We start from the raw sequence: 23,605 nt of genomic DNA on the forward strand, positions 1-23,605 counted from the left end.
CCCCGAACGAAGCCTCGCTGCCGTGCGGGGGTGGAGTCTTTCGAAGAGGTGACAAGACGTTGTTTCAAACACTGCTGCCCAAGCTTCAAGTCGATACGGTGTTCGATATCGACCTGGAAGATTTGTATAAGCGCGGCTATCGCGGCATCGTGACCGACCTGGACAACACGCTGGTCGGCGCCAAAGCCCCGAACGCCACGCCCGAACTGATCGCCTGGTTTGCGAAAGTGAAAGAGCTCGGTTTTCAACTGGTGATCGTATCCAACAATAATATGAACCGCGTGTCCGTGTTCGCTACGCCGCTCGATATTCGTTTCGTGCATGCGGCCCGCAAGCCGTCCCACGCTCCATTTCGCAAAGCGATGGAGCTGATGAAGCTCAGCGAGAAGCAGACGATCGTCGTCGGCGACCAGCTGCTTACCGACGTGCTCGGCGGCAACCGGCTGGGCCTGTACACCGTATTGGTGCTGCCGATCGCCATCAGCGACGAAGGCTGGCGTACCCGGTTCAACCGCAGGGTCGAACGCGTCGCGATCGGACGCCTGCGCAAAATGGGCAAATGGCTCGAGGAGGAAAAAAAGAAATGACGGAAAGACTCGAAGGCTCGGCCGTCGTCCGCTGCAGCGGATGCGGAGCCGCGCTTCAAACGGAAGACCCGGCGGGACTGGGCTATATTCCGCAGTTGAAGGAAGAAGGCGCGCAGATCTGCCGCCGCTGCTTCCGGATCAAAAATTACAACGAGGTGGCTTCGGTTGCGGTCAATCAGGACGAGTTCCTGCGCATGCTCAGCCAGATCGGCGACCGCAAGGCGCTCGTGATCCACATCGTGGACCTGTTCGACTTTGACGGCAGCATCATTACCGGACTGCAGCGCTTCGTCGGCAGCAATCCGGTTATTCTCGCGGTCAACAAAATCGACCTGCTGCCGAAAGTGACGAACTGGAACAAAGTGCGCAACTGGGTGCAGAAGCAGGCGAAGGAAGCCGGTCTCAAGACCGAAGAGATCGTGCTGTGCAGCGCCAAAAAAAATCTGGGCTTCGACCGTCTGCTTCAGGAAGTCGCCGATCGCCGCGGCGATCGCGACGTCTATGTCGTCGGCGCGACGAACGTGGGCAAGTCCACGCTCATTAACCGCCTTATTACCGATTACAGCGATCTCGACGAAGAGTTGACGACGTCCCGCTATCCGGGCACGACGCTCGATATGGTCAATATCCCGCTCGACGACGGCAAATACATCGTCGATACGCCGGGGATCGTCTACCCGTCCCGCTATACGGAACTGGTGACGCCGGGCGATATGGTCAAGATCATGCCCGAGAAGCCGCTCAAGCCGGCCGTGTACCAGCTCAACGAAGGCCAGACGCTGTTTATCGGCGGACTGGCGCGGTTCGACTTCGTTGAAGGCGAACGCCAATCGTTCACGTTCTATACGAGCGGAGCGCTCAAGCTGCACCGGACGAAGCTCGGCCGTGCCGACGAGTTGTACGCCGATCATGTCGGCGAGCTGCTGACGCCGCCGTCGCTCGAAAGCGGGCAGAATATCCCGGCCTGGACGCGGCACGAATTCCGCATTCCCAAAGGCGGCGCCCAGGATCTGTTCATCTCCGGTCTCGGCTGGATCAAAGCGAACGGGGAGAGCGGCGCCAAAGCGGCCGTTCACGCGCCGAAAGGCGTAAAAGTCATTATGCGCGGTTCGCTGGTCTGACGACCGGCGCGCGTTCGGGAGGAATAAGCCGTGAATCGACAGCGTGCGCTCAAGCTTGGCGTGATCGGAGATCCGATCGCGCATTCCAAATCCCCGGCGATGCATAACGCCGCGCTGCGGGAACTGGGCCTCGAAGGCGAGTACGCGGCGATCCATGTGACGCCGCAGCGGCTCGGGGACATGATCCGTTCCGTGCGCGAAGACGGCTACCGGGGCATCAACGTGACGATCCCGCACAAGGAAAACGTCATGCCCTACCTCGACGAGCTGGGCGAAGACGCCCGGCGGATCGGCGCGGTCAACACGATCGTGAACGAGAACGGCCGGTTGATCGGCCGCAATACGGACGGGATCGGGTATGTCCGTTCCCTGAAGGAAGAGGCGGCGGCCGAATTGACGGGCCGCCGCATCGTCGTGATCGGGGCGGGCGGCGCCGCAAGAGGCATCGTGCATGCGCTCGCGGCCGAAGCGCCGGACCGGATCACGCTGCTGAACCGGACGACGCAGCGGGCCGAAGAACTGGCGCGCGAGTGGAGCGACCTGATCGATCTGGTCGCGCTGCCGGCGGACCGTGCGGCGCAGGCGCTCGAAGGCGCCGATCTCGTCATTAACACGACGTCGGTCGGGATGCATCCGCACGTGGATGGACTGCCGCTTGATCCCGCGCTTCTGCGCGGGACGGAGATCGTCAGCGACCTGATCTACAACCCGCTGGAGACGCGCCTGCTGCGCCTTGCGCGCGAGCGCGGCTGCCGGACGCACGGCGGACTCGGCATGTTCGTCTACCAGGGCGCCTATGCGCTGGAGTATTGGACGGGCGTGCCGGCACCGGCCTCTGCCATGCGCCGCGCGGTGCTGGCAAGCATGGAGATTTGAAGCAAAATGGGTAAAGAATGAATAAGAACGGCCGTCCGCACTGGGGGCGAACCCCGCCGTGCGGGCGGCATTTTCCAAAAAGAGGAGTTTATCAAACTTATGCTGACAGGCAAACAAAAACGTTATTTGCGCTCCGAGGCGCATCATCTGAACGCGATCTTCCAGATCGGCAAAGGCGGATTCAACGATCAGCTCGTTCGGCATATCAACGAAGCGATCGAGACCCGCGAACTGCTCAAAATCGCGGTGCTCAAAAACTGCGACGAAGAGCCGAAGGAACTCGGATCGAAACTGGCCGAAGCCGCGGAAGCGGAATTGGTGCAGGTTATCGGCCGCACGATCGTGCTGTACAAAGAATCCAAAGAAAACAAGCAAATCGTACTGCCTTAATCCGGCGGCGCCGCGAATGCGGCGGCCTTGAAGCGAAGCGGAGGAGTGAAAGATGGTGAAGATCGGAATCATGGGCGGAACGTTCGACCCGATCCATATCGGGCATTTGGTCGCCGCCGAGACGGCGCGCGAGGCGCTCGGCCTGGACGAAGTCTGGTTCATGCCGTCCCATATCCCTCCGCACAAAGCCGAAGCCGGCTTCTCGGGCGAGGAACGGCTGCATATGGTGGAGCTCGCCATCGGCACGCAGCCGGCGTTCCGGACGCTCGATATCGAGCTTCGGCGCGGAGGCGTCTCTTATTCGGCGGATACGATGGGCGAGCTTGTGGCGAAATATCCGCACGCGTCTTTTCATTTCATTGTCGGCACGGATATGGTCAACTACTTGCCCAAATGGGAACGGATCGAAAAGCTGGCTCTGCTGACCCGCTTCGCGGCCGTCGGCCGGGCCGGGTACAAGCTGGATACGTCGGGACTCGACGCGCTCGTCGCGGAGCGGATCGACCATGTCGACATGCCGCAGCTCGAAATTTCTTCGACGGAAATCCGCGACCGGCTCAAGCAAGGCGTATCCGCTCGCTACCTCGTTCCCGATAACGTCTACGATTATTTGCGGAGGAGCGATACGCATGCGGTACACGCGCCAGGAACTGATTGACCGCGTCTCGGCGCAGATGCCGGCGCGCAGATGGCAGCATACGCTCGGCGTCATGCACTCGGCGATCGAACTTGCCGAGCGCTACGGCGCCGATCCCGCCCGGGCGGAGCTTGCCGCCATCATTCACGACGTGGCCAAATATTGGCCTGTCCAGCGCCAGTCGGCGGTCATCGCCGAGAACGGCATGAACGCCGACCTGCTGAATTACGACGCGCCGATGTGGCATTCGGAAGTGGGCGCCTACGTGGCGGAACACGAATACGGCATCGAAGACCGCGAAGTGATCGACGCGATCCGGTATCATACCTCCGGCCGCGAAGGCATGACCCTGCTCGACAAAGTGGTCTGCCTGGCCGATTATATCGAGCTGGGACGCGATTTTCCGGGCGTGGAATTTATCCGCGAAAAAGCGCGTCTCAGCTTGGAAGAAGGACTGGTCGCCGGATTCGACTCCACGCTGCGCGTGTTGGTCGAACGGGGACAAACGATATTTCCGACAACGGTACTGGCCCGCAACGATCTGATTCGCCAGCTCGCGCAGCGCGAGTCGGCGCGGCAGAACAAGCCGGTATCCGAAAAAAAGGGAGGCTAACGAATGAGTGTAAAACCAAAAGAACTGCTTCATCTCGCGATGGAGGCCGCAGCGGAGAAAAAAGCGATGAATGTCGTTGCTCTGGACTTGACCGGCATCTCGATGGTCGCCGATTATTTCGTGGTATGCCACGGCAATTCCGATACGCAGGTTCAGGCGATCGCGGCGGAAGTGCGCAAGCACGCTATTGACGCCGGCGCGCCTATTCGCGGTATCGAAGGCATGGATTCGGCACGTTGGGTGCTGATGGATCTGGGCGACGTCGTTGTGCATATTTTCCACCGCGACGAACGCGAATATTACAATATCGAGCGCGTCTGGTCGGACGCCAAAGTGGTGACGTCGGTATGAGTCTCGAAGCGGGTACGATCGTTACGCTGAAGGTGGCCCGTGAAGTGTCGCCGCACGGATTTTTCATGACCGACGGCGTGAACGAAGTGCTGCTTCCGTACACGGAGCGCACCGGCAACCTGAAATTCCGCAACGGCCAGGACACCGAGGTGTTTATTCACCACGACTCCGAAGACCGTCTGATCGCCACGATGAAAAGACCGCTGCTGACGTTCGGCGAGATCGGCGCGCTGGAAGTCGCGGATATTCATCCGCGGCTCGGCTGCTTCCTCGAAATGGGTCTCGGCCGCCAGCTGCTGCTTCCGAAGCGCGAGCTGCCGGAAACGCCGGAACTGCAGCCGGAGATCGGCGACCGCGTCTTCGTGCGCATGGACCGTGACAAGCAGGGACGTCTGCTCGCCCGCGCCTCGGGCGAAGAAGAACTGTCGCCGCTGTGCTTCCAGGCACCGGAATCGTGGAAAAACCAATGGATGAAAGCGACGGTCTACCGTCCGCTGCAGATGGGCACGTTCGTCGTCGTCGACGGCGGCGTTCTGGGCTTCGGCGCGCTGGGCCTTATCCATTCGACGGAACGTCCGCGGCCGCTGCGCCTGGGCGAAGTGATCGACGTCCGCGTCGCGCGCGTGCGCGAAGAAGACGGCCGCGTCAATCTGTCGATGGCCAAGCCCAAAGAAATCGGCATGGACGAAGACGCGGAGCGGATTCTGGAATTCATGCGCGGCCGCGACGGCGGCGCGATGCCTTATTCCGACAGCACGGCGCCGGACATCATCAAGCTGCGCTTCGGCATCAGCAAGTCGGCGTTCAAGCGGGCGCTTGGCCGCCTGATGAAGAACGGGCTGATCGAGCAGGACGACAACTGGACGCGCCTCAAGCAGACGGGCGACGAAGCCATTAATGAGAAGCCTTCCAATGAAAAGTCTTCCGGCCCGCAGCAGTAAGGTCTGTGCAGGCGAGAGGCATTGATCGACAACGGCTCTTTTCCGGGTAGGAAAAGAGCCGTTTTTTTGCGGGAAAAATAAAAGGGTAAAGGGGCAAGTGACATGTCTTACGGAAAATTCGCTTACGTCTACGACGAGCTGATGCAGGATATGCCTTATGCCAAATGGAAAAGATTCGCGCTCGAAGCGTGGGAGAAGCACGGACAGCCCGGCGAAGTCGTCGAACTGGGCTGCGGTACCGGCACGCTGACGACGATGCTGGCCGAAGAAGGGTATCGCCTGACGGGAATCGACCTGTCGGAAGACATGCTGGCGGTCGCGCGCGGCAAAGCGGACGAACGTCCGCCGCTGCAAGGGCTGCTGCGCAGCGGAAGCCTGCAGTTCGTGCGGCAGGACATGACGGAGTGGGCGGCGCCGGCGCCGGTCGATTCGGTCATCTCGTTCTGCGACTGCCTGAATTACCTGACCGAGCCGGAGCAGGTCGAAGCGGCGTTCCGCGCGACGTACGCCGGGCTGAAGCCGGGCGGGACGTTCCTGTTCGACGTGCATCATCCGAACACGCTGCGCCGCTACGAAGAAGAGCAGCCGTTCGTGCTCGACGAAGAAGGGGTGTCCTATATTTGGACGTGCGGACTGGACGAAGAGCGGACAGAGATCGAGCATCATCTGCGCATCTTCGTGCGGCGAAGCGGCGGCGGAGCCTCTTCGGACGTCTACGACCGCTTCGACGAAGTGCATGTCGAGCGGGCGTACGAGCCGCAGTGGCTGCGCGAAGCGCTGCTGCGTGCCGGCTTCTCCGGCGCGGAATTTTATGCCGACTTCGAATGGGAAGCGCCGGGGGAAGACACGGTGCGGCTGTTCGGCGTCGCGATCAAATAAAATGATCAAATAAAATGATCAAATAAAGCGATCAAATGAGGAACAGCCCCGGATCGGCAAAAAACGGATCTCCCGGTAGACGGGAGATCCGTTTTTTTTTTGGCTTGTCGGCGCAGGGACAGTGGAATCGGACTTGTGCCGGGAACTTTCGTTCACAGCCCGTTGATCAGCAGCATCAGCGCGGCCAGCAGGGCCGCCATACCGGCCAGTTGGCTCAGCGTGACCGGAGCCGGGGGCGTCTGCGCTTCGGCCGCATGATCTTCGCGATTGCGTTCGTATCGGCTGCACCATATCCAGTGCGGAGCCAGGACGTTTACCGCCCCGATCGCGACCAGCGCAAGAAAAAGCAGGAACATGATGATGACCAACCCCTTTCCGCATACCCTTGTCTTACGTATACGCGCCGCAGGCCGGGAAGTTTTTGTCGCTTCGCTTGGTTGCGCGACATTTTGCGGGAAAAAGGTCGATCAAGTGTCCGCTTCAAGCGGACCTGCCGATCATTCGTAGAACAGCAGCCTTTTGGCATACGCGTTGCGGAAATCGCTTGGCGTCAGTCCCACGATTTTTTTAAACGCTTTCATGAAATTATGCGAGTCGCTGTAGCCGAGCTTGACCGATACCTCGCTAATATTCTGGTTCGTGTCGGTCAGCAGAAATTTGGCGAGTTCCATCTTTTGCTGCAAAATATACTGCTTGAGCGACACGCCGGCGATCGAAGAAAACAGATGCGACAAATATTTCTCGTTGTAGCCGAACAGCTGCGCGATCTGCGACACTTTGACGGTCTCGCCGCGGCTCCATTTGATATAGTCGACGATGTCGTGGTAGAGCTGTTCCTGCCGGGTTTTTTTGATCGAACCGAGACTTGTTTCCGTATGGAACAGCTGGCTGTACAGTTCGCACAAAATGACGGTGGACATGTAATCGTTGAGCGTCGACGTGCTGTAGCTGCGCACGGAATCCTGCAGCTGCTTCATCATGACGATCATTTTTTCCAAGCTTTTGACTTTGCCGTAGCGAGGCAGGACGATCTTCGGCTCCTGCTTGTCCGGCAGTTTGCACTCCGAATCGACGATCCGGACCGTCTGTTCCCTGGCCGAGAAATGCAGCCAGTAAAAGCTGCATGCCGATCCTTTGTAGCCGTACTGCTCGGTCGACGGTGGCAGCAGCAAATATTCGCCTTCGGCGACGTCGAAGCGCTGTTTGCCGTCCGCAAGATGCAGCACGCCTTCGGTGACCACCATCAGTTCGTAGTCGGTCAGCGTGCGGCTCAAGTGTATCCAGTTGGCGTCGGGAGCGACGAATTTTCCGGTAATCGCAAGCTCTACGGGAGTGTCGATGGCCAGTTCGTACGCAATCATCAACGCGGCCTCCTTTTCTGATTTGTTCTTTTGCGAATGATTAGGGTTAAGACAAAGCTATCATAAAACCCCTAATCGTGCCAAATTGTTTTTATCCGGAAGCTGACTTTTTGACACTTATTCGAACTTTAAGCTATTTGTTCACGGGTGAAATGCGATTAATCTAAGAGCAGCAAAACGATTTGTAAGCGGATTCAAAAGACGTCTATGCCGCTTTCACCAATCAAAGGGGGCCGGAACGGCAGCAGGGAAAAGTGTCATACATACAGCCTTTACCGCTTTCCCGCTGCATCCGGCATTCAAAAAACGGAGGAGATTCAATATGAAAAAAAGTATGGCGATGATGGCGGTCCTGACGCTCGGCGCGGGACTGCTCGCAGGCTGCGGCGGTTCGGAAGAAGGCAGCGGCGACAGCGGGCAGACGACGCCGGACGGCAAGGTCAAGCTGACGGCGATCATGACCAAGCACCCGCTGACCCAGGAATTTTCCAAAATGAAATGGCTGCAGGAAGCGCAGGAGCGGGCCGGCGTCGAGATCGAATGGCAGGAAGTCAGCGCGGACTGGGGCCAGAAAAAAGGGGCGCTGCTCGCGGGCGGCGACGTGCCCGACCTGATCATCGGACCGAATGCGATCACCGACGCGGATTACGCGCAGTTCCCGGGGCTGTTCGAAGACCTGACGCCGCTGCTGGACACGAACGCGCCGAATATCAAGAAGATGTTCGAGGAGAAGCCGGAGACCAAAGCGATCTCGACCCAACTGGACGGAAAAATCTACGGCCTGCCGAAGTATCAGCGGTTCTGGCCCGAAACGACGACACGCCAATTCATTAACAAGCAGTGGCTCGACAATCTGGGCCTGCAAGAACCGACGAACTGGGACGAACTGTACGACGTACTGCTGGCGTTCAAGGAACAGGACGCCAACGGCAACGGAGACGCCAACGACGAGATTCCGATGGACTTCGCGCCGAGCGGAACAGGCGGTTTCGGTCCGTTCATGCCGACGGTGCTGCTCGGCAGCCAGGGCATCACGCTCACGGACACGAGCGGGCAGGGCTATTTCGTGGAAGACGGCAAAGTCAAAAACTTTTTCGTCGACGAGCGCTACAAAGACCTGGTCGCTTTTTTGCACAAATGTTACGCGGCCGGCCTGATCAACAAGGAAGTGTTCACGCAGGACTACACGAAGTACCAGTCGGTGGCCCGCGGCAGCGGAGACACGGCAGCCGTCGGCTTCACGTGGGGCTGGGAAGTGACCGACCGCTTCGGCAACGCGCTGGCGCCGCAGTACGAGTCGATCGCGCCGCTTAAAGAGAGCGCTTCCTCGACCGATCCGCTGTCGTGGTCGTACGATTACAACTCGCTGAACTACGGCGTGAACATGGTCTCGCTCGCTTCGACGTCGAAGAACAAGGAAGCGGCCGTGAAGTTCATCAACGAACTGTACGATCCGGAAGTGAGCATGCAGGTGCTGTTCGGTTCGCTCGGCACCAATATCAAGGACAACGGCGACGACACGTACGAAGTGCTGCCTCCGGAAGACGCCGCGATGGACCCGGGCACGTGGAAATGGACGACGACCTGGGCCGACAACGGTCCGATGTATATCTCCGATGCGCTCAAGCTCAAGCTCGGCACGGACATGCAGTCGGTCGGCAAGCAGACGGAACCGCTCAAAGCGGCACTGGAAAACGTCGACAAGGACCAGGACGTGCTGCCGAGCCTGTTTATCAAATACAGTGTCGAAGACAATAACGCGATGACGTTGAACAATACGGCGATGCTGTCGCTTACGCTGTCCAAATGGGCAGAATGGATTACAAAAGGCGGCGTCGAAGACCAATGGGCCGGTTATACCGAAGACGTCAAAAAAACCGGCATCGAGCGCAACGTCGAAATCATGCAAAAATATTACGACGAGTACACGAGCCAAAATTAATCGTTTGCGGCGGAGAAGCCGTTTTCGCGCCGAGCGAAAGCGGCTCCCCCATTCGCGAAAGGAGCGGATAGGCGGATGGTTCCCAAAAATCCTTACGAAAATCCAGTCAACCTGAGATCGTACAAACGTAAAAAGCCGACGGTCCTCAACACGTTCAGACGGGACTATCAGCTGTGGATCATGATTTTTCCGGCGATCGCCGTTATTTTCGTGTTCAATTACATCCCGATGTACGGCATTCAGCTCGCGTTCCGCGATTACAATTTTGCCAAGGGACTGACAGGCGGCGAATGGCGCGGACTGTTTTATTTCAAGCAGTTTTTCGAAAGTTACCAGTTCGCGGATTTGATGAAAAACACGATCGTGATCAGCTTGTCTACCGTCGTGCTCAGCTTCCCGGCCCCGATCATTCTGGCGCTGCTGATCAATCAGCTGCGCTGGAAACGGGCCAAAAAGGCGCTGCAAACGACCGTCTACCTGCCGCACTTCATTTCGATCGTCGTCATGGTCGGCCTGCTGAACGTGCTGCTCTCGCCGAACTCCGGCGTGATCGGTCACCTGCTGCAATCGCTTGGCCTCGGCGACGTCAACCTGATCGGTTCCACCTCGACGTTCGTGCCCGTGTACGTCATCTCCGAGATCTGGCAGCACTGCGGCTGGAACAGCATCATCTATCTGGCGGCGCTCTCGACCGTCGATCCGCAGCTGTACGACGCGTCGAAGATCGACGGGGCCAGCCGCTGGCAGACGATCCGCAATATCGAGATTCCGGCCCTGATTCCGACGATCATCATCTTGTTCGTGCTCAGCATGGGCAGCGTGCTCAGCACCGGCTTCGAGAAAATATTCCTGATGCAGAACTCGCTGAACCTGCCGGTGTCGGAAGTCATCGCGACGTATGTGTACAAGATCGGGATCGTGAGCAATCAGTTCAGCTATTCGGCGGCGATCGGGCTGTTCAATACGCTGATCAATTTCTTCTTCCTGTACACGATGAACCTTGTGGCCAGAAGAACGTCGGAGACCAGCCTGTGGTAACGCCGGCAGGCCGGGGACGAAAGGAGCGGAATTACCATGCAGCTTACGCAAAAAAAACAAAAAGAAGTCGTGCATAAACGAAGCCCCGGCGAGTGGGCATTCGACGCGGTCGTGCTGACGATCTGCCTGCTGATCTTCCTCAGCATCGTCTATCCGCTGTATTTCGTCGTCATCGCTTCGATCAGCAACTCGACGCTCGTCTCGACGGGGCAGGTGACGATTTTCCCGAAAGACATCAGCTTTTTCGGCTACACGGAAATATTCAAAGACCAGCGGATCTGGACCGGCTATGGCAACACGATCCTGTATACGGTGCTCGGGACAGCGGTAAACCTGCTGTTCACGCTGCCGGCGGCCTATGTGCTGTCCCGGCACGAGTTCCGCGCCCGGCGCTTTATCATGTTCGCGTTCGTCGTCACGCTGTTTTTCGGCGGCGGGCTGATTCCGACTTACCTGCTGATGAAAGACCTGAACATGCTCAACACGATCTGGGTGTTTATCCTGCCGTTCAGCGTGAACGTGTACAATCTGATCATTGCGCGGTCCTTTTTCGAAAGTTCGATCCCGAAAGAGCTGTACGAAGCGGCGGCGATGGACGGCTGCTCGCACTTCCGTTATTTCGGTTCGGTCGTGCTGCCGCTGTCCAAAGCGATCGTATCGGTCATCGGGCTGTATTACCTGGTCGCGCACTGGAACGATTTCTTCACGGGCCTGATCTATATTCGCAGCAACGATCTTCAGCCGCTGCAAATCGTACTGCGCGACATTTTGCTGTCCAACCAGGTGTTCTCGCAGGGCGCCGGTGCCGGCGGAGCGTCGGGCGGCTATGCCCAGCAGTATGCCGACCAGGTCAAATACGGCGTCATCATCGTCTCGACGCTGCCGATCCTGCTCGTGTATCCGTTCCTGCAAAAGTATTTCGACAAAGGCGTCATGATCGGCTCGGTCAAAGGCTGATCGAAGCGGCCGCGGCGGCGTTCAAGCCTGCAAAGTGCACGACGAAGAGGCCGGAGATCCGGCCTCTTCGTCGTGCAGGCTTGATTGTACGTGAAGCGTCTTCTGCGCCAACCCGGCGCCGTCAGGTCGCCGAAGCCGCGGCGGGAGAGTCTTCGGCCGGCGCCTCGCTGTCGTGTACGTTGTACAGCACGCGCGCGAGCAGATGCTGGGCATAGTTGCCGAAATGCCGGCCGAACAGCGTGAGGCCGCGCTTGTTCAGCGGTCCTTCGGTAACGGCCATGCGGAAAGTGAGCTCGCTCCGGTAATCGAGCCGGATATCGGCCAGCGTCACGTCCGAGATCCGGCAGCCGTCGACGAAGCTGCCTTCGCCGTTGACGCGGATCAGCTTGAGCATGCCGTACTGGTTCAGATGCGGCGGCCACCAGTCGGGATTGAACGTGCCGCGTACGTCGCCGAAATCGCCGGGGCTCGTCCAGGTCCCGATCGGAATGCCGTTGAGCGAAAAATCGATGTCCGACGGATAAAAATCGTTATAACCGGGTGCCTCCGAACCGATCTCCATCGAAAACTGGATTTCGCGGAAGCCGTGGTTGGCTTTGAGGTAATTCGGAATCCGGTATTCCACGAAGCCTTCGGCCAGCCAGATGATCTCGGCGTGGATCCGCTGGGGATCGGCAAAATAGCGCGGGTCGTCAAAATCGCCGATGATGCTGTCTTTGGTTGCCAGGCCGCACGTCGGGACCGCTTTGTAGTCGCTGTAATGCCCGACCTGAATCTCGACTTCGTACAGATTATCGGCTTCCTTGCTGCGCAGGTCGACCATGAGTTTATCTTTGTTCAGATAACACAGCTTCTGCAGGCCGTGCTTGCCGCCCGCTGTCCGGATCTCGATCAGTCCGCAATCTTCGAGCTTTTTGATATGCGGGGTAATCGCTCCGTTGCTCAATTTGAGCTTTTTGGCCAGTTCGTTCAGGTTCAGTTCGCCGTTATGCGCCAGCAGTTCGAGGATTTGTATCCGGATTTCCGAGCTCAGCGCTTTGAAGATATCGATGCCGTTCATCAGCTCTTTGATGTAGATCATGTCGGTTCCCACTTTCTCAAGTTGTCCTGAAACGGTTCACTAGTTTAGATCATTATAAACATAAAGCGCTAAAAAAAGGAATTCGGAGACGGGTGACAGGAAAAAGATGCTTTTAGAAGCAGAAACAAACGCAAAACAGGTATTTAATTATAGAATTATCTAAACTAAAATATACAAGGACACATTTTTGGATTTAAAGCTGAAAATGCTACTAAAACGCCTTTCCTAGAGTGTTTTCGTCTGTGATCGTTTTAAAACTTGTAGTTTACAACGGATGATTCCTATGTTATTTTATTCCTGCAAGCGGATACATTCAATCATTAATTAATCGTTTTGGATTTATCTAAAACAAAGGTTGATTAATGGAGAAGCGTATTTGCGATACATATTCTTATTATTCGGGAGGGTCAAGAAAGATGATGAAAAAAGGATGGGTCCTGTTAACGCTGTGCGCGCTGCTGCTCGTGATGTCGGGCTGCGGCAATGCGCCGAGCAGCGCGTCGTCTGGCGAGAAGTCGGTCATCGACGCGGGAGCGGGCGAAGGCGCCACCGAGCTGTCCTATTGGACGTTCGTGGAACTGCACGGCAAGCACTTCGAGAAGATGCTCGAAAAGTGGAACAAGGAAAACGCCGACCGCCAAATCAAGCTCAACGTCACAGTCATGCCTTACGACGACATGCACAACAAGCTGTCGATCGCGCTGCAGATCGGCACGGGCGCGCCGGACATCGCCGATATCGAGCTCGGCAAATTCCCCGATTTCCTCAAAGGCACCCCGCAGCTTGAACCGCTGAACGACGTCATCGATCCCTACCGCGACACGATCGTCAAATCCCGTATCGATATTTACAGCAAAGACGGACAAAATTACGGCATTCCGACCCACGTCGGCGCTTCGGTCGCTTTTTACAATACCGAAATTCTGGAGGAAGCCGGCGTCGATTACACCAAGATCGAGACGTGGGACGACTTCAAAAAAGCCGGCCAGCAGGTCTACGAAAAAACCGGCAAATACATGGGTACCGCCGACACGAGCGCGCCGTGGGAAGAATCGATGCTGCTGGCGCAGCAGGGCTCCGATTATACGGACGCCGACGGCAAGCCGCAGGTGAACACACCGGAGATGGTCAAAGCGCTGAAGATGCTCAAAGACCTTCAGACCAGCAACGTGATCGCGACAATCGCCGGCGGACAGCCGGATACGGAAGAAGCTTACGGCGAATACAACTCCGGCAATTATGCTACCGCTTTCATGCCGCTGTGGATGATGTCGCGCTATACGAACTACATGCCGGACCTCGCGGGCAAGATCGCGATCGCGCCGATTCCGGTGTTCGAAAAAGGCATGCCGCGTTCGGTCGGCGGCGGCGGAACAGGCACGGTCGTGACCAAAACGGCCAAAGACGTGCAGCTCGCCAAAGACTTCCTCGCCTTCGCCAAACTGTCCGAAGACGCGAACATCGAAATCTGGAACACGCTCGGCTTCGATCCGGTCAACATGAAAGTGTGGGACATGAAAGAAGTGACGCATAACCCGGACAACGAATTCGTGAAATATTTCAAAAACAATCCGTTCGACGTATTGAACGAGATTCGCGACGAAATCAAATTCGTCAAATCGGTACCCGCTTCCCCAACGATCAACAACGTATTGGGCACCGTGACGCTGAACGAGATTTTCGAAGACGACAAAGATATCGAACAGGCGCTGAACGATGCGCAGGCGCAGATCGAGCAGGAACTTCAATAGACCGCTGACCGATCCGTATTTCGCGAGGTAAGCCTGCACGCCGCGTTTTCCATTCTAACGAGCTCCCGCCTGCCGCAAAAGATTTCCTTTTGCGCGAAGGCGGGGTTCTCTATTCAAAGAAGGTGCCGAAAAATGATCAAACGATTCCTGTATTCGCAAAAAGTCGCTCCCTACGTGTTCGTGCTGCCGTTCATCCTGGTGTTTCTGGTCTTCTGGGTGTATCCGCTCGGCAGTTCCTTCACGATGAGCTTCCAGAAGCTATCGCTCGGGCAGGAAGCGCAGTGGATAGGGCTGGACAATTACAAGAAACTGCTCGGCGATACGATCTTCCTCAAAGCGGTCATGAACAGCGCCGTGTACATGCTCTGCACGCTGCTGATCCTGATTCCGCTGCCGATGCTGCTGGCGGTGCTGATCAACAACAAATTTATGTGGGGCCGCGAATTTTTCAAATCTTCGCTGTTTTTCCCCGCGCTGACTTCGGTCGTCGTGGCCGGCACGATTTTCCGCCTCATGTTCGGGGAAATGGACGGCTCGCTGATCAACAGCTTCCTTGGCCTGTTCGGCATCGAACCGGTCAAATTCCTCAAAGGGCAGGTGACGGGGTTCATCGCGCTGCTGGCGCTTGCGACATGGCGCTGGCTCGGCGTGAACATCCTGTATTTCCTGTCCGGACTCAAAAGCATCCCGGAAGATTATTACGAAGCCGCTTCGATCGACGGCGCTTCGGCGTGGCAAAAATTCCGCATGATCACGATGCCGCTGCTCAAGCCGACGACGATCTACGTGCTGACGATTAGCATCTACGCGGGACTTGCGATGTTTATCGAAAGTCTGATGATCTGGAACGGCAACAATTCTCCGAAAAATATCGGTCTGACGATCGTCGGCTATTTGTATCGCCAGGGGATCGAGAAAAGCAATCTCGGTTACGCGGCGGCGGTCGGCATCGTGCTGCTGGTGCTGGCGATGACGATCAACATGATCCAGCTCGCCTTCTCCGGACTGTTCAAGAAGGAGGATTAAGATGAAGAAAGAGACGACGCTCAACATGAACGAACGCTCCGGTGTGTCGGTCAAAAAAGACATCCCGCTCAAAATTTTGCTGTTTGTCCTGTTTACGCTGCTGTGCGGATTGATCCTGATTCCTTTTTACGCGATCGCGCTCGCTTCGTTCAAGCCCGGCGAAGAGCTGATCCGCTACGGTCTGAACCTGAGATTCGATTTGTCGGTCATGAGCTTCGACAATTACACCTACCTGTTCACGGGGGACCATTCGTATTTCGTCTGGTTTTTCAACTCGCTGCTGCTGACCGTCGTTCAGGTAGCGCTCACGCTGATCGTCAGCGCGACGGTCGCCTACGGCTTTTCCGCCTATGAATTCAAAGGCAAAAACTTTTTGTTCATCTGCGTGCTGCTGATCATGATGGTGCCGTTCGAAATTTTGCTGCTTCCGCTGTACACCCTCATCTTCAACCTCAAGCTGATGAATACGTATTCGGCGATTATTTTGCCCGGTATCGCAAGCGCGGCGACGATCTTCTTTTTCCGGCAGTATTTGAGCGGCATTCCGAAAGAGATTATCGCGGCGGGCCGCGTCGACGGAGCGAGCGAATACGGCATCTACTGGAGATTGATCCTGCCGATCATGAAGCCTTCGTTTGCGGCGATGGCGATCCTGAACGGGATGAACAGCTGGAACAACTTCCTCTGGCCGTTTATGGTGCTGAGCGACGAACGCAAATATACGCTGCCGATCGGGCTCAAGACGCTGCTGACGCCTTACGGCAACAATTACGATCTGCTGATCGTCGGTTCGTTTTTCTCGATCATCCCGATTTTCCTGCTGTTCCTGGCATTCCAGAAATATTTCATCGACGGCATGACGGCCGGCGCGGTCAAAGGCTGAGCACGATCCCTGCCTATTCAAAGACACAAGGAGAGACATGGACATGGACGAGACGAAAAGGTACAGCAATCCCCTGATCGAGCAGCGGGCCGACCCTTATATTCACAAGCACGACGACGGCTATTACTATTTTACCGCTTCGGTGCCGGAATACGATCGACTCGAACTCAGACGGGCCCGGACGATCGAAGGGCTGCGGACGGCGGAGCCTGTCGTAATCTGGACCAAACGGCAAAGCGGACCGATGAGCGCCAACATCTGGGCTCCCGAGCTGCACCGGATCGACGGCAAATGGTATATGTATTTCGCGGCGGCGCATACGACGGAGACGAACGAAGGGCTGTTCGATCACCGGATGTACGTGCTGGAAAATGTGTCGGATAACCCGCTCGAAGGCATATGGACAGAAAAAGGCCAGATGATCACCGCCTGGGAATCGTTCGCGCTGGACGCGACGTCGTTCGAGCACCGGGGCAAACGTTATTACGTATGGGCGCAGCAGGACCCGAGCATTCCCGGCAATTCGAATCTGTATCTGTCGGAGATGGAGAACGGCTGGACGCTCAAAGGTCAGCAGGCCATGATCAGCACGCCGCAGCATGACTGGGAAAAGATCGGCTTTTCGGTCAACGAAGGCGCGGCGGTCTTGAAGCACGGCGGCCGGATATGGATCACGTTCTCGGGCAGTGCGACAGACCATCATTACTGTATGGGCCTGCTGTTCGCGGACGAAGACGCCGATCTGCTGTCGCCGGCTTCATGGACCAAGCTTGACCGTCCCGTCTTCGCGACCAGCGAGGAGAACGGGCAGTACGGGCCGGGCCACAACTGCTTTACGACCGGCGAGGACGGCGAACCGCTGCTCGTCTACCACGCCCGGAGCTACAAAGACATCCAGGGCGATCCGCTGTACGATCCGAACCGCCATGCGCGCGTCAAAGCTTTCGGCTGGACGGAAGACGGGCTGCCGGACTTCGGCGTGCCGGAAGCGGATACGGCGGCGGCTCCGGCTGCGGAGATCGGCAGCGACCGGTAAGCGGGGGACGGCAATCGAGCCGCGGAAGTCTGTGTATGGAAAAGCAATCGGAAAACGAATAGGTAAAAAGCGCTTTGCCCTTGATCGGGGCAAAGCGCTTTTTTTGGTTCGGCTTCGGCTGTGCACAGGGGCAAGCATCAGAGGGGCGGACTTCAGTTGGCGTCCGCTTTCACGATTTCGATGACGTAATCGCGGGCTGCCGCATGATCTTCGGCTTTGGACGTCAGGCGCAGCGTCGTGCGGGCGCCGCCGAGCTTGACCGTGCGGCGCAGCGTGTCTTCGATCAGCACGCCGCCTTCGTAGACGAGGCCGTTTCTGCGGCTCGGCACGGCGAGGTACCCGATCGTGTCCGACTCCGCCGGCAGATGCAGCGCGTAGCGCATGCGCGCCGGCTCGAACGGCGGTTCGAGCGTGCCGGCGCTGAATTCAAGCCGCCGCAGCGAAGCTTCGGTATCGAACGGAATCAGGACGCGCAGGATGCCGAAAATGCCTGTCTCTTCGCCGGCGACGCGGAAGACCACGTCGAGCGTATCGCGATCGCCGATCAGGTCCGCCGGCAGCGGATAGCGATGCGTATGGAAGCCGCGTTCGACGTCGGACGCCGGGATGCCTTCGAACAGCAGCGTTCCGCCGGCTTCGATCGTGATCGCCCGGTCGCCGCGGTGACCGGAGAAAAACGTCGCTTCCAGCACCTGCTCTTCGCGCGGACGCACCGACAGCGTATACCCGAACCAGCCGCCCGTCTCGGCGCGGCGGGTCGTGCTGCCGTCCCAGACGTCGACGAACGTCCGCTCGCCGCGGACTTTATGCTCCAGCTCGTACTGGTCGTTGCCGACCGGCAGGCTGTCGACGGTCAGGTCTTCCACGCGGCGGCTGCGCTTCGCGTCCAGAATATGCCGCTGCATCTCCGGCGAATCGGCTTCGACGATCCGCCAGTAGATGCCGTAGCGCTCGCCGTGCCGCTTGTAATGCGGCGTGAACGTCAAGCGCTGATCTTCGTCCGTGCCGCGCAGGACGAATTCTAGCCCTTCGCCGCGCCGTTCCCAGCGCGAAGCGAAAGAGTGCAGCCATTCGTCCGGGCTGCCGGGCACCGTCAGGAAGTCTTTGACGAGCATAGGCTTCGTCGGCACGCTCACCGCCACGCCGGTGGCGGACTCGGCCATGTCCTCCTGGCCGAGTCCCGCGCTGAGCACGAGCGGGCCGTACTTGAACGCGACGGCATGCGGCGCGTCGGGCAGGCCGACCGCGCGCAGCGTCATCGGCAGGCGCAGCTCGACCTGGTCTCCGTCGCTCCAGACGCGATCGACGACGGCGAAGCCGCCTTGCGACTGGATATCCAGGCGCTCGCCGTTAAGCGTCAGCTCGGCCTCGCCGGCCAGCCAGCCCGGCAGACGGAAGCGCAGCGATACCCGGCCGGCCTGCGGCCGGGTCAGGGATACGGCGAAAGAGGCCGTATCGCCTTCCGGCAGGGCGGAGCGCTGGAGCAGCTTCAGGCCGAATGCCTCGGCGTCCAGTTCCGAGGAGAGATATTGGTGGACGAAGATGCCGTCTGCTGCCTGGAAGTACAAGCTGTCATTCAGCTTGGTGAAGCTCTCCATGCCGGTCCCGGTGCAGCACCAGAAATGGTCGAACGGAGAACTGTATACTTTGAAATAGCCGGTCGCCATCGGCTGGAAATACATCGTCATGCCGGTATGCGGATGCTGCGACGAGAGGATCGCGTTCAGGAACGTATTTTCGTAGAAATCGGCGTATTTGACGTCGCCGCTTAGCTTGAACAGCTCGCGCGACAGCTTGAGCATATTGTAGGTGTTGCACGTCTCGGCCGTGAAGTTGGAACGTTCGCGGTCCAGCAGGTCCGGCTCGCCGAAATGTTCCCATTCGCTGTTGCCGCCCGTAATATAGCTGTGATGGTGCACGACCATCTCCCAGAAACGTTCCGCCGCTTCGAGATAGAAGCGTTCGCTCTCGCCGAGCGTGCGGTAGCGGTTCAGGGCGCCGAGAAATTTCGGGATGGTCGTGTTCGCGTGCTTGCCGCGCAAAATGTCGCGGCCTTCGCGGACCGGACCGAACAGCGTCTCTTCGTCGAAGAGGTGCGCCGCTTCGACATGCGTCGTCTGGCCGGTCAGCCGGTACAGGTCGTAGAGGCAGTCGTTCATCCCGCCGTATTCGACGGCCAGTACGGCCGAGCGGATCTCCGGCGTCCACGCCAGCGCCCGGCCGGCGATCCAGTCGCCGAGCTTCGCAGCGAGCGCCAGCGCGCGTTCACTGCCTGTGTATTCGAACGTGGCCGTCAGCCCCGCGACGATCTTGTGCATCGTGTACCACGGCACCCAGGCCGGCTGCCGGCGTTCGATCCGGTCGAACAGCTCTTCGGGAAAAGCGGACAGGTAACCGTTCTCGAACTGGCATTCGGCGAGTCCGGCGATCAGCGTCTCCAGCCGCTTGTGCAGCTCGGCGTCGCCGGAGCTTGCGCACGCCTGGGCCAGCGATTTGAGGTAATGGCCGAGCGTATGGCCGCGAATCTCGGTGCTTTCCCAGCCGGGATAGGGCTCGGCGAGCGGCGCAAGCCCGCGCGTCTCGCGGAAGCCGGCCAGCAGCCGGTCCGGTTCGTACTGCCGCAAATAGCGGACTTCGTTGGCAAAAGCATTTTGCAAATAAGGATCGTCGATCCGTACGCGATCAAGCGGGTAATCGTTCAGCAGCGCCGCGGGCGCGGAAAAGGCGGAAAATTCGGTTGGCATGGCAGTTCTCCTCGTTGGGCAGGATGGATGTGGAACGGATGGGCCTGGGCCGGATGTATGGATGTGTGCAGCATAAGTAGGGGAAGCCGGATCGTTATCGATATCGGGCCGGCGTCTCTTAGATTCAGCTTATCGGGAGTAGGCGATCCGGTAAATGGCCCAACGTTCGAATGAGTGTCAAAAAGTTAGGTAAACGGATCAGAGAGCCGCTTGTGAAAAAAACGCCGAAACAGGCAGGAAATGCGCGGCTGCGCTTTTCCTGCCTGTTGGGCTTGAAAGATATTTTGTCAGGCGGCTGCATGCAGGTGTCAAAACGTCAGGTTACGCCGCGTTCAATCCGACGTCTTAATCCGACGTCGTCAACCAGACCGTCATCTCGCCGGTGCCGCGGTTGCCCCACAGATAATAAGGCACGGCCGTGAGGCTAACCGGCTCCAGACGGGGAGGCACGGTGCCGTACAATGCGGCCCCGTCTTCGCCTGCGTCCGGCGAGACGCTCACGCTGCGCAGCGCCTGCGTCTCGACGGCGATCGCGCCGCCGGGCAGATCGTCGGCGCCGCGCTCCGAGAACACGGCTGTCTGCGGCAGCCGCAGCGAAGAGATCGGCTCGCCGTTGTCGATGCTCTCCGCGCAGTAGACCAACGGCCCGCGCTGGATCGCCGCTTTGTGCGCATCGGCTCTGACCCGTGCGTCGGCGTAGACGAGAACGGTCGACATCTGCAGCGAGACGGTAACGACGTCGCCGTCGGTCCATTCGCGGCGCAGGATCAGGTAGCCGTGCTCAAGATCTTCGCGCGAGAAGGAGACCGGCTCTCCGTTGACGGCTGCCGTCATGTCCGGGCTCCACGACGGCACGCGCAGTCCGAGCGCGAACTCGCCTGTCCGATCCGTGGCGATCTCGAACGAGACGTCGCCGCTCCACGGCAGCGCCGCCTGCTGCTTGATCCGCACCTGCGCGCCGCCAAGTTCGGCAGACAGCTCGCTGCCGATATACAGATTGGCATACAGCGTGTCGCCGTGCTGCGTATAGATGTAGCGGCCGAGCGACGTCAGCAGCCGCGCCACGTTCGGCGGGCAGCAGGCGCAGCCGAACCAGGCCTGGCGTTCGGACTTGACGTGCTGCTTGCCCGGATTGTGGGCGCACGCCTGCGGCCACACTTCCAGCGGATTGACGTAGAAATAATGTTTGCCGTCCTGCGCCATCGAGCCGAGCACGTTGTTGTACAGCGCGCGTTCCATGACGTCGGCATATTCGGACTTCGGCTCCAGCAGCAGCATGCGCTGGGCGAAGAAGATCAGACCGATCGCCGCGCACGTCTCGGCGTAGACCGTATCGTTCGGCAGATCGTAATCGAACGTGAACGCTTCGCCGTGATGGGTCGAACCGATTCCGCCGATTACGTACATCTGCGTGCGCGTCACGTTGTGCCAGAGCCGGATGCACGCCTGCCGCAGCTGCTCGTCGTCGTTCAACCGGGCCAGATCGGCCATCGCCGTATACATGTAGACGGCCCGAACGGCGTGTCCGACCGCTTCGGACTGTTCGCGCACCGGCTTGTGCGCCTGTAAATACGACAGGTCGAGATTTTGCCGCACATTCGGTTCGAAATGCCCGCGGCGGCCGCGGCTTTTCCATTCCTCGCGCAGGAAGTTCGGTTCCTGACCGCGTTCGTTAATGAAGAAAGCCGCAAGCTTCAAATAGCGTTCTTCGCCGGTCAGCTTGTACAGCTTCACGAGCGCAAGCTCGATCTCCTGGTGGCCGTCGTAGCCGCGCAGCTTGCCTTCTTCGGGGCCGAATACCGTTTCGACATGGTCGATCATGCGCTGCATGATGCGCAGCAGCTTGTCTTTGCCGGTCGCTTCATAATAAGCGACCGCCGCTTCGATCATGTGGCCGGCGCAGTACAGTTCGTGGCAGTCGGTCAGGTTGGTCCAGCGCTTGCCCGGTTCCTTGATCGTAAAATACGTGTTCAGGTAACCGTCCGGCTGCTGGGCCGCGCCGATCAGATCGATCAATTCGTCGGCGCGGCGTTCGAGCTCGGCATCGCGCCGGATTTGCAGCGAGTAGCCGACCGCTTCGAGCCATTTGGCCACGTCGCTGTCCTGGAACACCCAGCCGACGAACGATCCTTCGGCCTGTCCGGCGGCGATACGGAAATTCCGGACGGCGCCGCTCGGCTCCGCACCCGGAGCGCGGTCGTGCAGCGCTTCATATTGGTAAGGAATGACGACGTTTTGTACCCGCTCGGTATAATCGGACCAAAACGGATCGCTCAGGGTGACGCCTGCCGGAACGGCAGCGGCGGAAGCCGCCGGTTCGGACGGGTTCGGGATCGGGGACATTGGGGTTCTTCCTTTCGCTTATCGGATTTGGGTCTGTACAACGTCATTATATGCTTTAGAATCAAAGGAGACGATTGAGGAAAGCGCCCGGATTCTTGTCGGATTTCACACTCAATGAAAGCGTTACCCAAAAACGGAACCGCAGAAAGGGAAAAAGAGCCATGCAGCAGGAAGCATCGGTCATTTATTTGGCGGCGCCGCCGTTTCCGTATTTTATGGAATGCGGCCGCACCTTGTACGAACCGGGGGAGAGCCACCCGAATCGCCGTGATTTGGGTATGTTCGATCTTATTCTCGTGGAACGGGGCACGTTGTTTGTCGGGGAAGAGCATCGGCAGTGGGACGTGGGAGCGGGCAACGCGCTGCTGCTGCTGCCGGACCGTTATCATTACGCGGTCCGGCCCTGCGAGGAGCTGACGAGTTTTGTCTGGATTCATTTTCGCGCGCTGGGGCAGTGGGGCGCCGCAGGCGACGGCGGCGAGCCGGCTTTTGTCGATCGGGACGGGCATATGGGCCGCTTCGCGACGGCGCCGTACACAATCCGGCTGCCCCAGCTGGGCATGCTGCCCGGCGCGCCGGGCGGCAGCGGCGAAGGGGAGCAGCTGCTGCGGCTGGAAGAACGCAGCCTGTCCGGTGCGGTCTGGGAACGCCAGCGGCTGTTCGAACAGCTGCTGCGTTCGCTTGATCTGCGCCGCCGCGATCCTTCGGGCAGCCCGGCGGAGAGTATCGCCGAACGGACCGAAAGTTATATCCGGGCCCATTACGCCGAGCCGCTGACCGGGACGGCGCTGTCCGAAGCGCTGCATTTTCATTACAATTACTTGACGCGCTGCATGAAGCGGGTGAACGGCTTGACGCCGATGGAATACCTGGAAGAATGCCGGCTCGAACAAGCCCGGCTGCTGCTGCTGCGGACCGAGTATCCGATCGCGTCTGTCGCCGAACGGGTCGGCTTCGAGACGGCGCCGTATTTCTCGCGCCGCTTCTCCGAACGGTTCGGCGTCTCGCCGCTGCGCTTTCGCCAGCGGCACCGGCGCTGAGCGTCAAG

22 protein-coding genes are annotated in these 23,605 nt (G+C 58.7%); 17 read left to right on the forward strand and 5 right to left on the reverse strand.

From position 1 onward, the window contains the following. Window positions 1-59 precede the first annotated feature (59 nt). The 9 genes from FTE24_RS21555 to FTE24_RS21595 all read left to right on the forward strand — a co-directional run bounded on the left by FTE24_RS21555 (window position 60) and on the right by FTE24_RS21595 (window position 6,395). Window positions 60-587, forward strand: coding sequence for a YqeG family HAD IIIA-type phosphatase (locus tag FTE24_RS21555; RefSeq protein ID WP_150230444.1), 528 nt, complete (start codon window positions 60-62; stop codon window positions 585-587). Next, window positions 584-1,708, forward strand: coding sequence for a ribosome biogenesis GTPase YqeH (gene yqeH, locus FTE24_RS21560; RefSeq protein ID WP_150230442.1), 1,125 nt, complete (start codon window positions 584-586; stop codon window positions 1,706-1,708). The genes FTE24_RS21555 and yqeH overlap by 4 nt, the downstream gene beginning before the upstream one ends. Window positions 1,709-1,738: 30 nt before the next feature. Next, window positions 1,739-2,584, forward strand: a complete 846-nt coding sequence (locus tag FTE24_RS21565; RefSeq protein WP_150230440.1) for a shikimate dehydrogenase — start codon at window positions 1,739-1,741, stop codon at window positions 2,582-2,584. Between the two features lie 99 nt (window positions 2,585-2,683). Further along, window positions 2,684-2,974, forward strand: a complete 291-nt coding sequence (gene yhbY / locus FTE24_RS21570) for a ribosome assembly RNA-binding protein YhbY (RefSeq protein WP_150230438.1) — start codon at window positions 2,684-2,686, stop codon at window positions 2,972-2,974. 55 nt (window positions 2,975-3,029) lie between these two features. Further along, window positions 3,030-3,632 carry a nicotinate-nucleotide adenylyltransferase gene (locus FTE24_RS21575; RefSeq protein ID WP_150230763.1) on the forward strand — a complete coding sequence of 201 codons (603 nt, stop codon included), beginning with the start codon at window positions 3,030-3,032 and terminating at the stop codon, window positions 3,630-3,632. Next, on the forward strand, window positions 3,604-4,224 hold the full coding sequence (gene yqeK, locus FTE24_RS21580; protein WP_150230436.1) for a bis(5'-nucleosyl)-tetraphosphatase (symmetrical) YqeK: 621 nt from the start codon (window positions 3,604-3,606) through the stop codon (window positions 4,222-4,224). Before FTE24_RS21575 ends, yqeK begins: the two co-directional genes overlap by 29 nt. 3 nt (window positions 4,225-4,227) lie before the next feature. Further along, window positions 4,228-4,575: a ribosome silencing factor gene (rsfS, locus tag FTE24_RS21585; protein ID WP_150230434.1), complete on the forward strand. Its 348-nt coding sequence runs from the start codon at window positions 4,228-4,230 to the stop codon at window positions 4,573-4,575. Continuing rightward, window positions 4,572-5,516, forward strand: coding sequence for a CvfB family protein (locus FTE24_RS21590; RefSeq protein WP_150230432.1), 945 nt, complete (start codon window positions 4,572-4,574; stop codon window positions 5,514-5,516). Before rsfS ends, FTE24_RS21590 begins: the two co-directional genes overlap by 4 nt. Window positions 5,517-5,618: 102 nt before the next feature. Then, window positions 5,619-6,395: a class I SAM-dependent DNA methyltransferase gene (locus FTE24_RS21595; protein WP_150230430.1), complete on the forward strand. Its 777-nt coding sequence runs from the start codon at window positions 5,619-5,621 to the stop codon at window positions 6,393-6,395. 152 nt (window positions 6,396-6,547) lie between these two features. Here the strand turns inward: FTE24_RS21595 and FTE24_RS21600 are convergent, their stop codons facing one another. Further along, window positions 6,548-6,751, reverse strand: a complete 204-nt coding sequence (locus FTE24_RS21600; RefSeq protein WP_150230428.1) for a hypothetical protein — start codon at window positions 6,749-6,751, stop codon at window positions 6,548-6,550. A gap of 141 nt (window positions 6,752-6,892) precedes the next feature. Next, a complete protein-coding gene (locus FTE24_RS21605) occupies window positions 6,893-7,756 on the reverse strand; it encodes an AraC family transcriptional regulator (RefSeq protein WP_141446365.1) in 864 nt (287 codons plus the stop codon). Window positions 7,757-8,078: 322 nt separating this feature from the next. Between FTE24_RS21605 and FTE24_RS21610 the strand changes: the two genes are divergently transcribed. From FTE24_RS21610 to FTE24_RS21620, 3 genes are all read left to right on the forward strand, one after another. Beyond that, a complete protein-coding gene (locus FTE24_RS21610; RefSeq protein WP_150230426.1) occupies window positions 8,079-9,698 on the forward strand; it encodes an extracellular solute-binding protein in 1,620 nt (539 codons plus the stop codon). A 75-nt stretch (window positions 9,699-9,773) separates the two neighbouring features. Then, on the forward strand, window positions 9,774-10,736 hold the full coding sequence (locus FTE24_RS21615) for an ABC transporter permease (RefSeq protein ID WP_150230424.1): 963 nt from the start codon (window positions 9,774-9,776) through the stop codon (window positions 10,734-10,736). 36 nt (window positions 10,737-10,772) lie between these two features. After that, window positions 10,773-11,693 carry a carbohydrate ABC transporter permease gene (locus FTE24_RS21620; protein WP_150230422.1) on the forward strand — a complete coding sequence of 307 codons (921 nt, stop codon included), beginning with the start codon at window positions 10,773-10,775 and terminating at the stop codon, window positions 11,691-11,693. 121 nt (window positions 11,694-11,814) lie between these two features. Here the strand turns inward: FTE24_RS21620 and FTE24_RS21625 are convergent, their stop codons facing one another. Beyond that, a complete protein-coding gene (locus FTE24_RS21625) occupies window positions 11,815-12,774 on the reverse strand; it encodes an ArsR/SmtB family transcription factor (protein WP_150230420.1) in 960 nt (319 codons plus the stop codon). 419 nt (window positions 12,775-13,193) lie between these two features. On the opposite strand from FTE24_RS21625, the gene FTE24_RS21630 reads away from it, so the two are divergent. The 4 genes from FTE24_RS21630 (at window position 13,194) to FTE24_RS21645 (ending at window position 17,470) form a co-directional block, all read left to right on the forward strand. After that, window positions 13,194-14,525: an ABC transporter substrate-binding protein gene (locus tag FTE24_RS21630; RefSeq protein WP_150230761.1), complete on the forward strand. Its 1,332-nt coding sequence runs from the start codon at window positions 13,194-13,196 to the stop codon at window positions 14,523-14,525. A 132-nt stretch (window positions 14,526-14,657) separates the two neighbouring features. Next, window positions 14,658-15,551 carry a carbohydrate ABC transporter permease gene (locus tag FTE24_RS21635; RefSeq protein ID WP_150230418.1) on the forward strand — a complete coding sequence of 298 codons (894 nt, stop codon included), beginning with the start codon at window positions 14,658-14,660 and terminating at the stop codon, window positions 15,549-15,551. Window positions 15,552-15,576: 25 nt separating this feature from the next. Continuing rightward, window positions 15,577-16,434 (forward strand): carbohydrate ABC transporter permease, encoded by an 858-nt coding sequence (locus tag FTE24_RS21640; RefSeq protein WP_150230759.1) that lies wholly within the window; start codon window positions 15,577-15,579, stop codon window positions 16,432-16,434. 43 nt (window positions 16,435-16,477) lie between these two features. After that, the gene (locus FTE24_RS21645) at window positions 16,478-17,470 is read left to right on the forward strand and encodes a glycoside hydrolase family 43 protein (protein ID WP_150230416.1); all 993 of its coding nucleotides are present in this window, start codon (window positions 16,478-16,480) and stop codon (window positions 17,468-17,470) included. A gap of 152 nt (window positions 17,471-17,622) precedes the next feature. On the opposite strand, the gene FTE24_RS21650 is transcribed toward FTE24_RS21645, so the two are convergent. Beyond that, complete coding sequence (locus tag FTE24_RS21650; protein ID WP_150230415.1) at window positions 17,623-20,214, reverse strand: glycoside hydrolase family 127 protein; 2,592 nt, start codon at window positions 20,212-20,214, stop codon at window positions 17,623-17,625. Window positions 20,215-20,559: 345 nt separating this feature from the next. Beyond that, window positions 20,560-22,557, reverse strand: a complete 1,998-nt coding sequence (locus tag FTE24_RS21655; RefSeq protein ID WP_150230413.1) for a glycoside hydrolase family 127 protein — start codon at window positions 22,555-22,557, stop codon at window positions 20,560-20,562. A gap of 161 nt (window positions 22,558-22,718) precedes the next feature. Here FTE24_RS21655 and FTE24_RS21660 point away from each other — a divergent pair, with 161 nt between their 5' ends. Then, window positions 22,719-23,597: a helix-turn-helix transcriptional regulator gene (locus FTE24_RS21660; protein WP_150230411.1), complete on the forward strand. Its 879-nt coding sequence runs from the start codon at window positions 22,719-22,721 to the stop codon at window positions 23,595-23,597. The last annotated feature ends 8 nt before the right edge of the window (window positions 23,598-23,605 follow it).

Origin of the sequence: Saccharibacillus sp. WB 17 (assembly GCF_008634075.2) — a bacterium.
GTDB lineage: Bacteria > Bacillota > Bacilli > Paenibacillales > Paenibacillaceae > Saccharibacillus > Saccharibacillus brassicae.

What these genes read in the sequence shown, in the direction of transcription:
- yqeH (WP_150230442.1), top strand. Translation starts at nt 584, where the DNA reads ATGACGGAAAGACTCGAAGGCTCGGCCGTCGTCCGCTGCAGCGGATGC.
- yhbY (WP_150230438.1), top strand. Translation starts at nt 2,684, where the DNA reads ATGCTGACAGGCAAACAAAAACGTTATTTGCGCTCCGAGGCGCATCAT.
- yqeK (WP_150230436.1), top strand. Translation starts at nt 3,604, where the DNA reads ATGCGGTACACGCGCCAGGAACTGATTGACCGCGTCTCGGCGCAGATG.
- rsfS (WP_150230434.1), top strand. Translation starts at nt 4,228, where the DNA reads ATGAGTGTAAAACCAAAAGAACTGCTTCATCTCGCGATGGAGGCCGCA.
- FTE24_RS21590 (WP_150230432.1), top strand. Translation starts at nt 4,572, where the DNA reads ATGAGTCTCGAAGCGGGTACGATCGTTACGCTGAAGGTGGCCCGTGAA.
- FTE24_RS21595 (WP_150230430.1), top strand. Translation starts at nt 5,619, where the DNA reads ATGTCTTACGGAAAATTCGCTTACGTCTACGACGAGCTGATGCAGGAT.
- FTE24_RS21600 (WP_150230428.1), bottom strand. Translation starts at nt 6,751, where the DNA reads ATGTTCCTGCTTTTTCTTGCGCTGGTCGCGATCGGGGCGGTAAACGTC.
- FTE24_RS21605 (WP_141446365.1), bottom strand. Translation starts at nt 7,756, where the DNA reads ATGATTGCGTACGAACTGGCCATCGACACTCCCGTAGAGCTTGCGATT.
- FTE24_RS21610 (WP_150230426.1), top strand. Translation starts at nt 8,079, where the DNA reads ATGAAAAAAAGTATGGCGATGATGGCGGTCCTGACGCTCGGCGCGGGA.
- FTE24_RS21615 (WP_150230424.1), top strand. Translation starts at nt 9,774, where the DNA reads ATGGTTCCCAAAAATCCTTACGAAAATCCAGTCAACCTGAGATCGTAC.
- FTE24_RS21620 (WP_150230422.1), top strand. Translation starts at nt 10,773, where the DNA reads ATGCAGCTTACGCAAAAAAAACAAAAAGAAGTCGTGCATAAACGAAGC.
- FTE24_RS21625 (WP_150230420.1), bottom strand. Translation starts at nt 12,774, where the DNA reads ATGATCTACATCAAAGAGCTGATGAACGGCATCGATATCTTCAAAGCG.
- FTE24_RS21630 (WP_150230761.1), top strand. Translation starts at nt 13,194, where the DNA reads ATGAAAAAAGGATGGGTCCTGTTAACGCTGTGCGCGCTGCTGCTCGTG.
- FTE24_RS21635 (WP_150230418.1), top strand. Translation starts at nt 14,658, where the DNA reads ATGATCAAACGATTCCTGTATTCGCAAAAAGTCGCTCCCTACGTGTTC.
- FTE24_RS21640 (WP_150230759.1), top strand. Translation starts at nt 15,577, where the DNA reads ATGAACGAACGCTCCGGTGTGTCGGTCAAAAAAGACATCCCGCTCAAA.
- FTE24_RS21645 (WP_150230416.1), top strand. Translation starts at nt 16,478, where the DNA reads ATGGACGAGACGAAAAGGTACAGCAATCCCCTGATCGAGCAGCGGGCC.
- FTE24_RS21650 (WP_150230415.1), bottom strand. Translation starts at nt 20,214, where the DNA reads ATGCCAACCGAATTTTCCGCCTTTTCCGCGCCCGCGGCGCTGCTGAAC.
- FTE24_RS21655 (WP_150230413.1), bottom strand. Translation starts at nt 22,557, where the DNA reads ATGTCCCCGATCCCGAACCCGTCCGAACCGGCGGCTTCCGCCGCTGCC.
- FTE24_RS21660 (WP_150230411.1), top strand. Translation starts at nt 22,719, where the DNA reads ATGCAGCAGGAAGCATCGGTCATTTATTTGGCGGCGCCGCCGTTTCCG.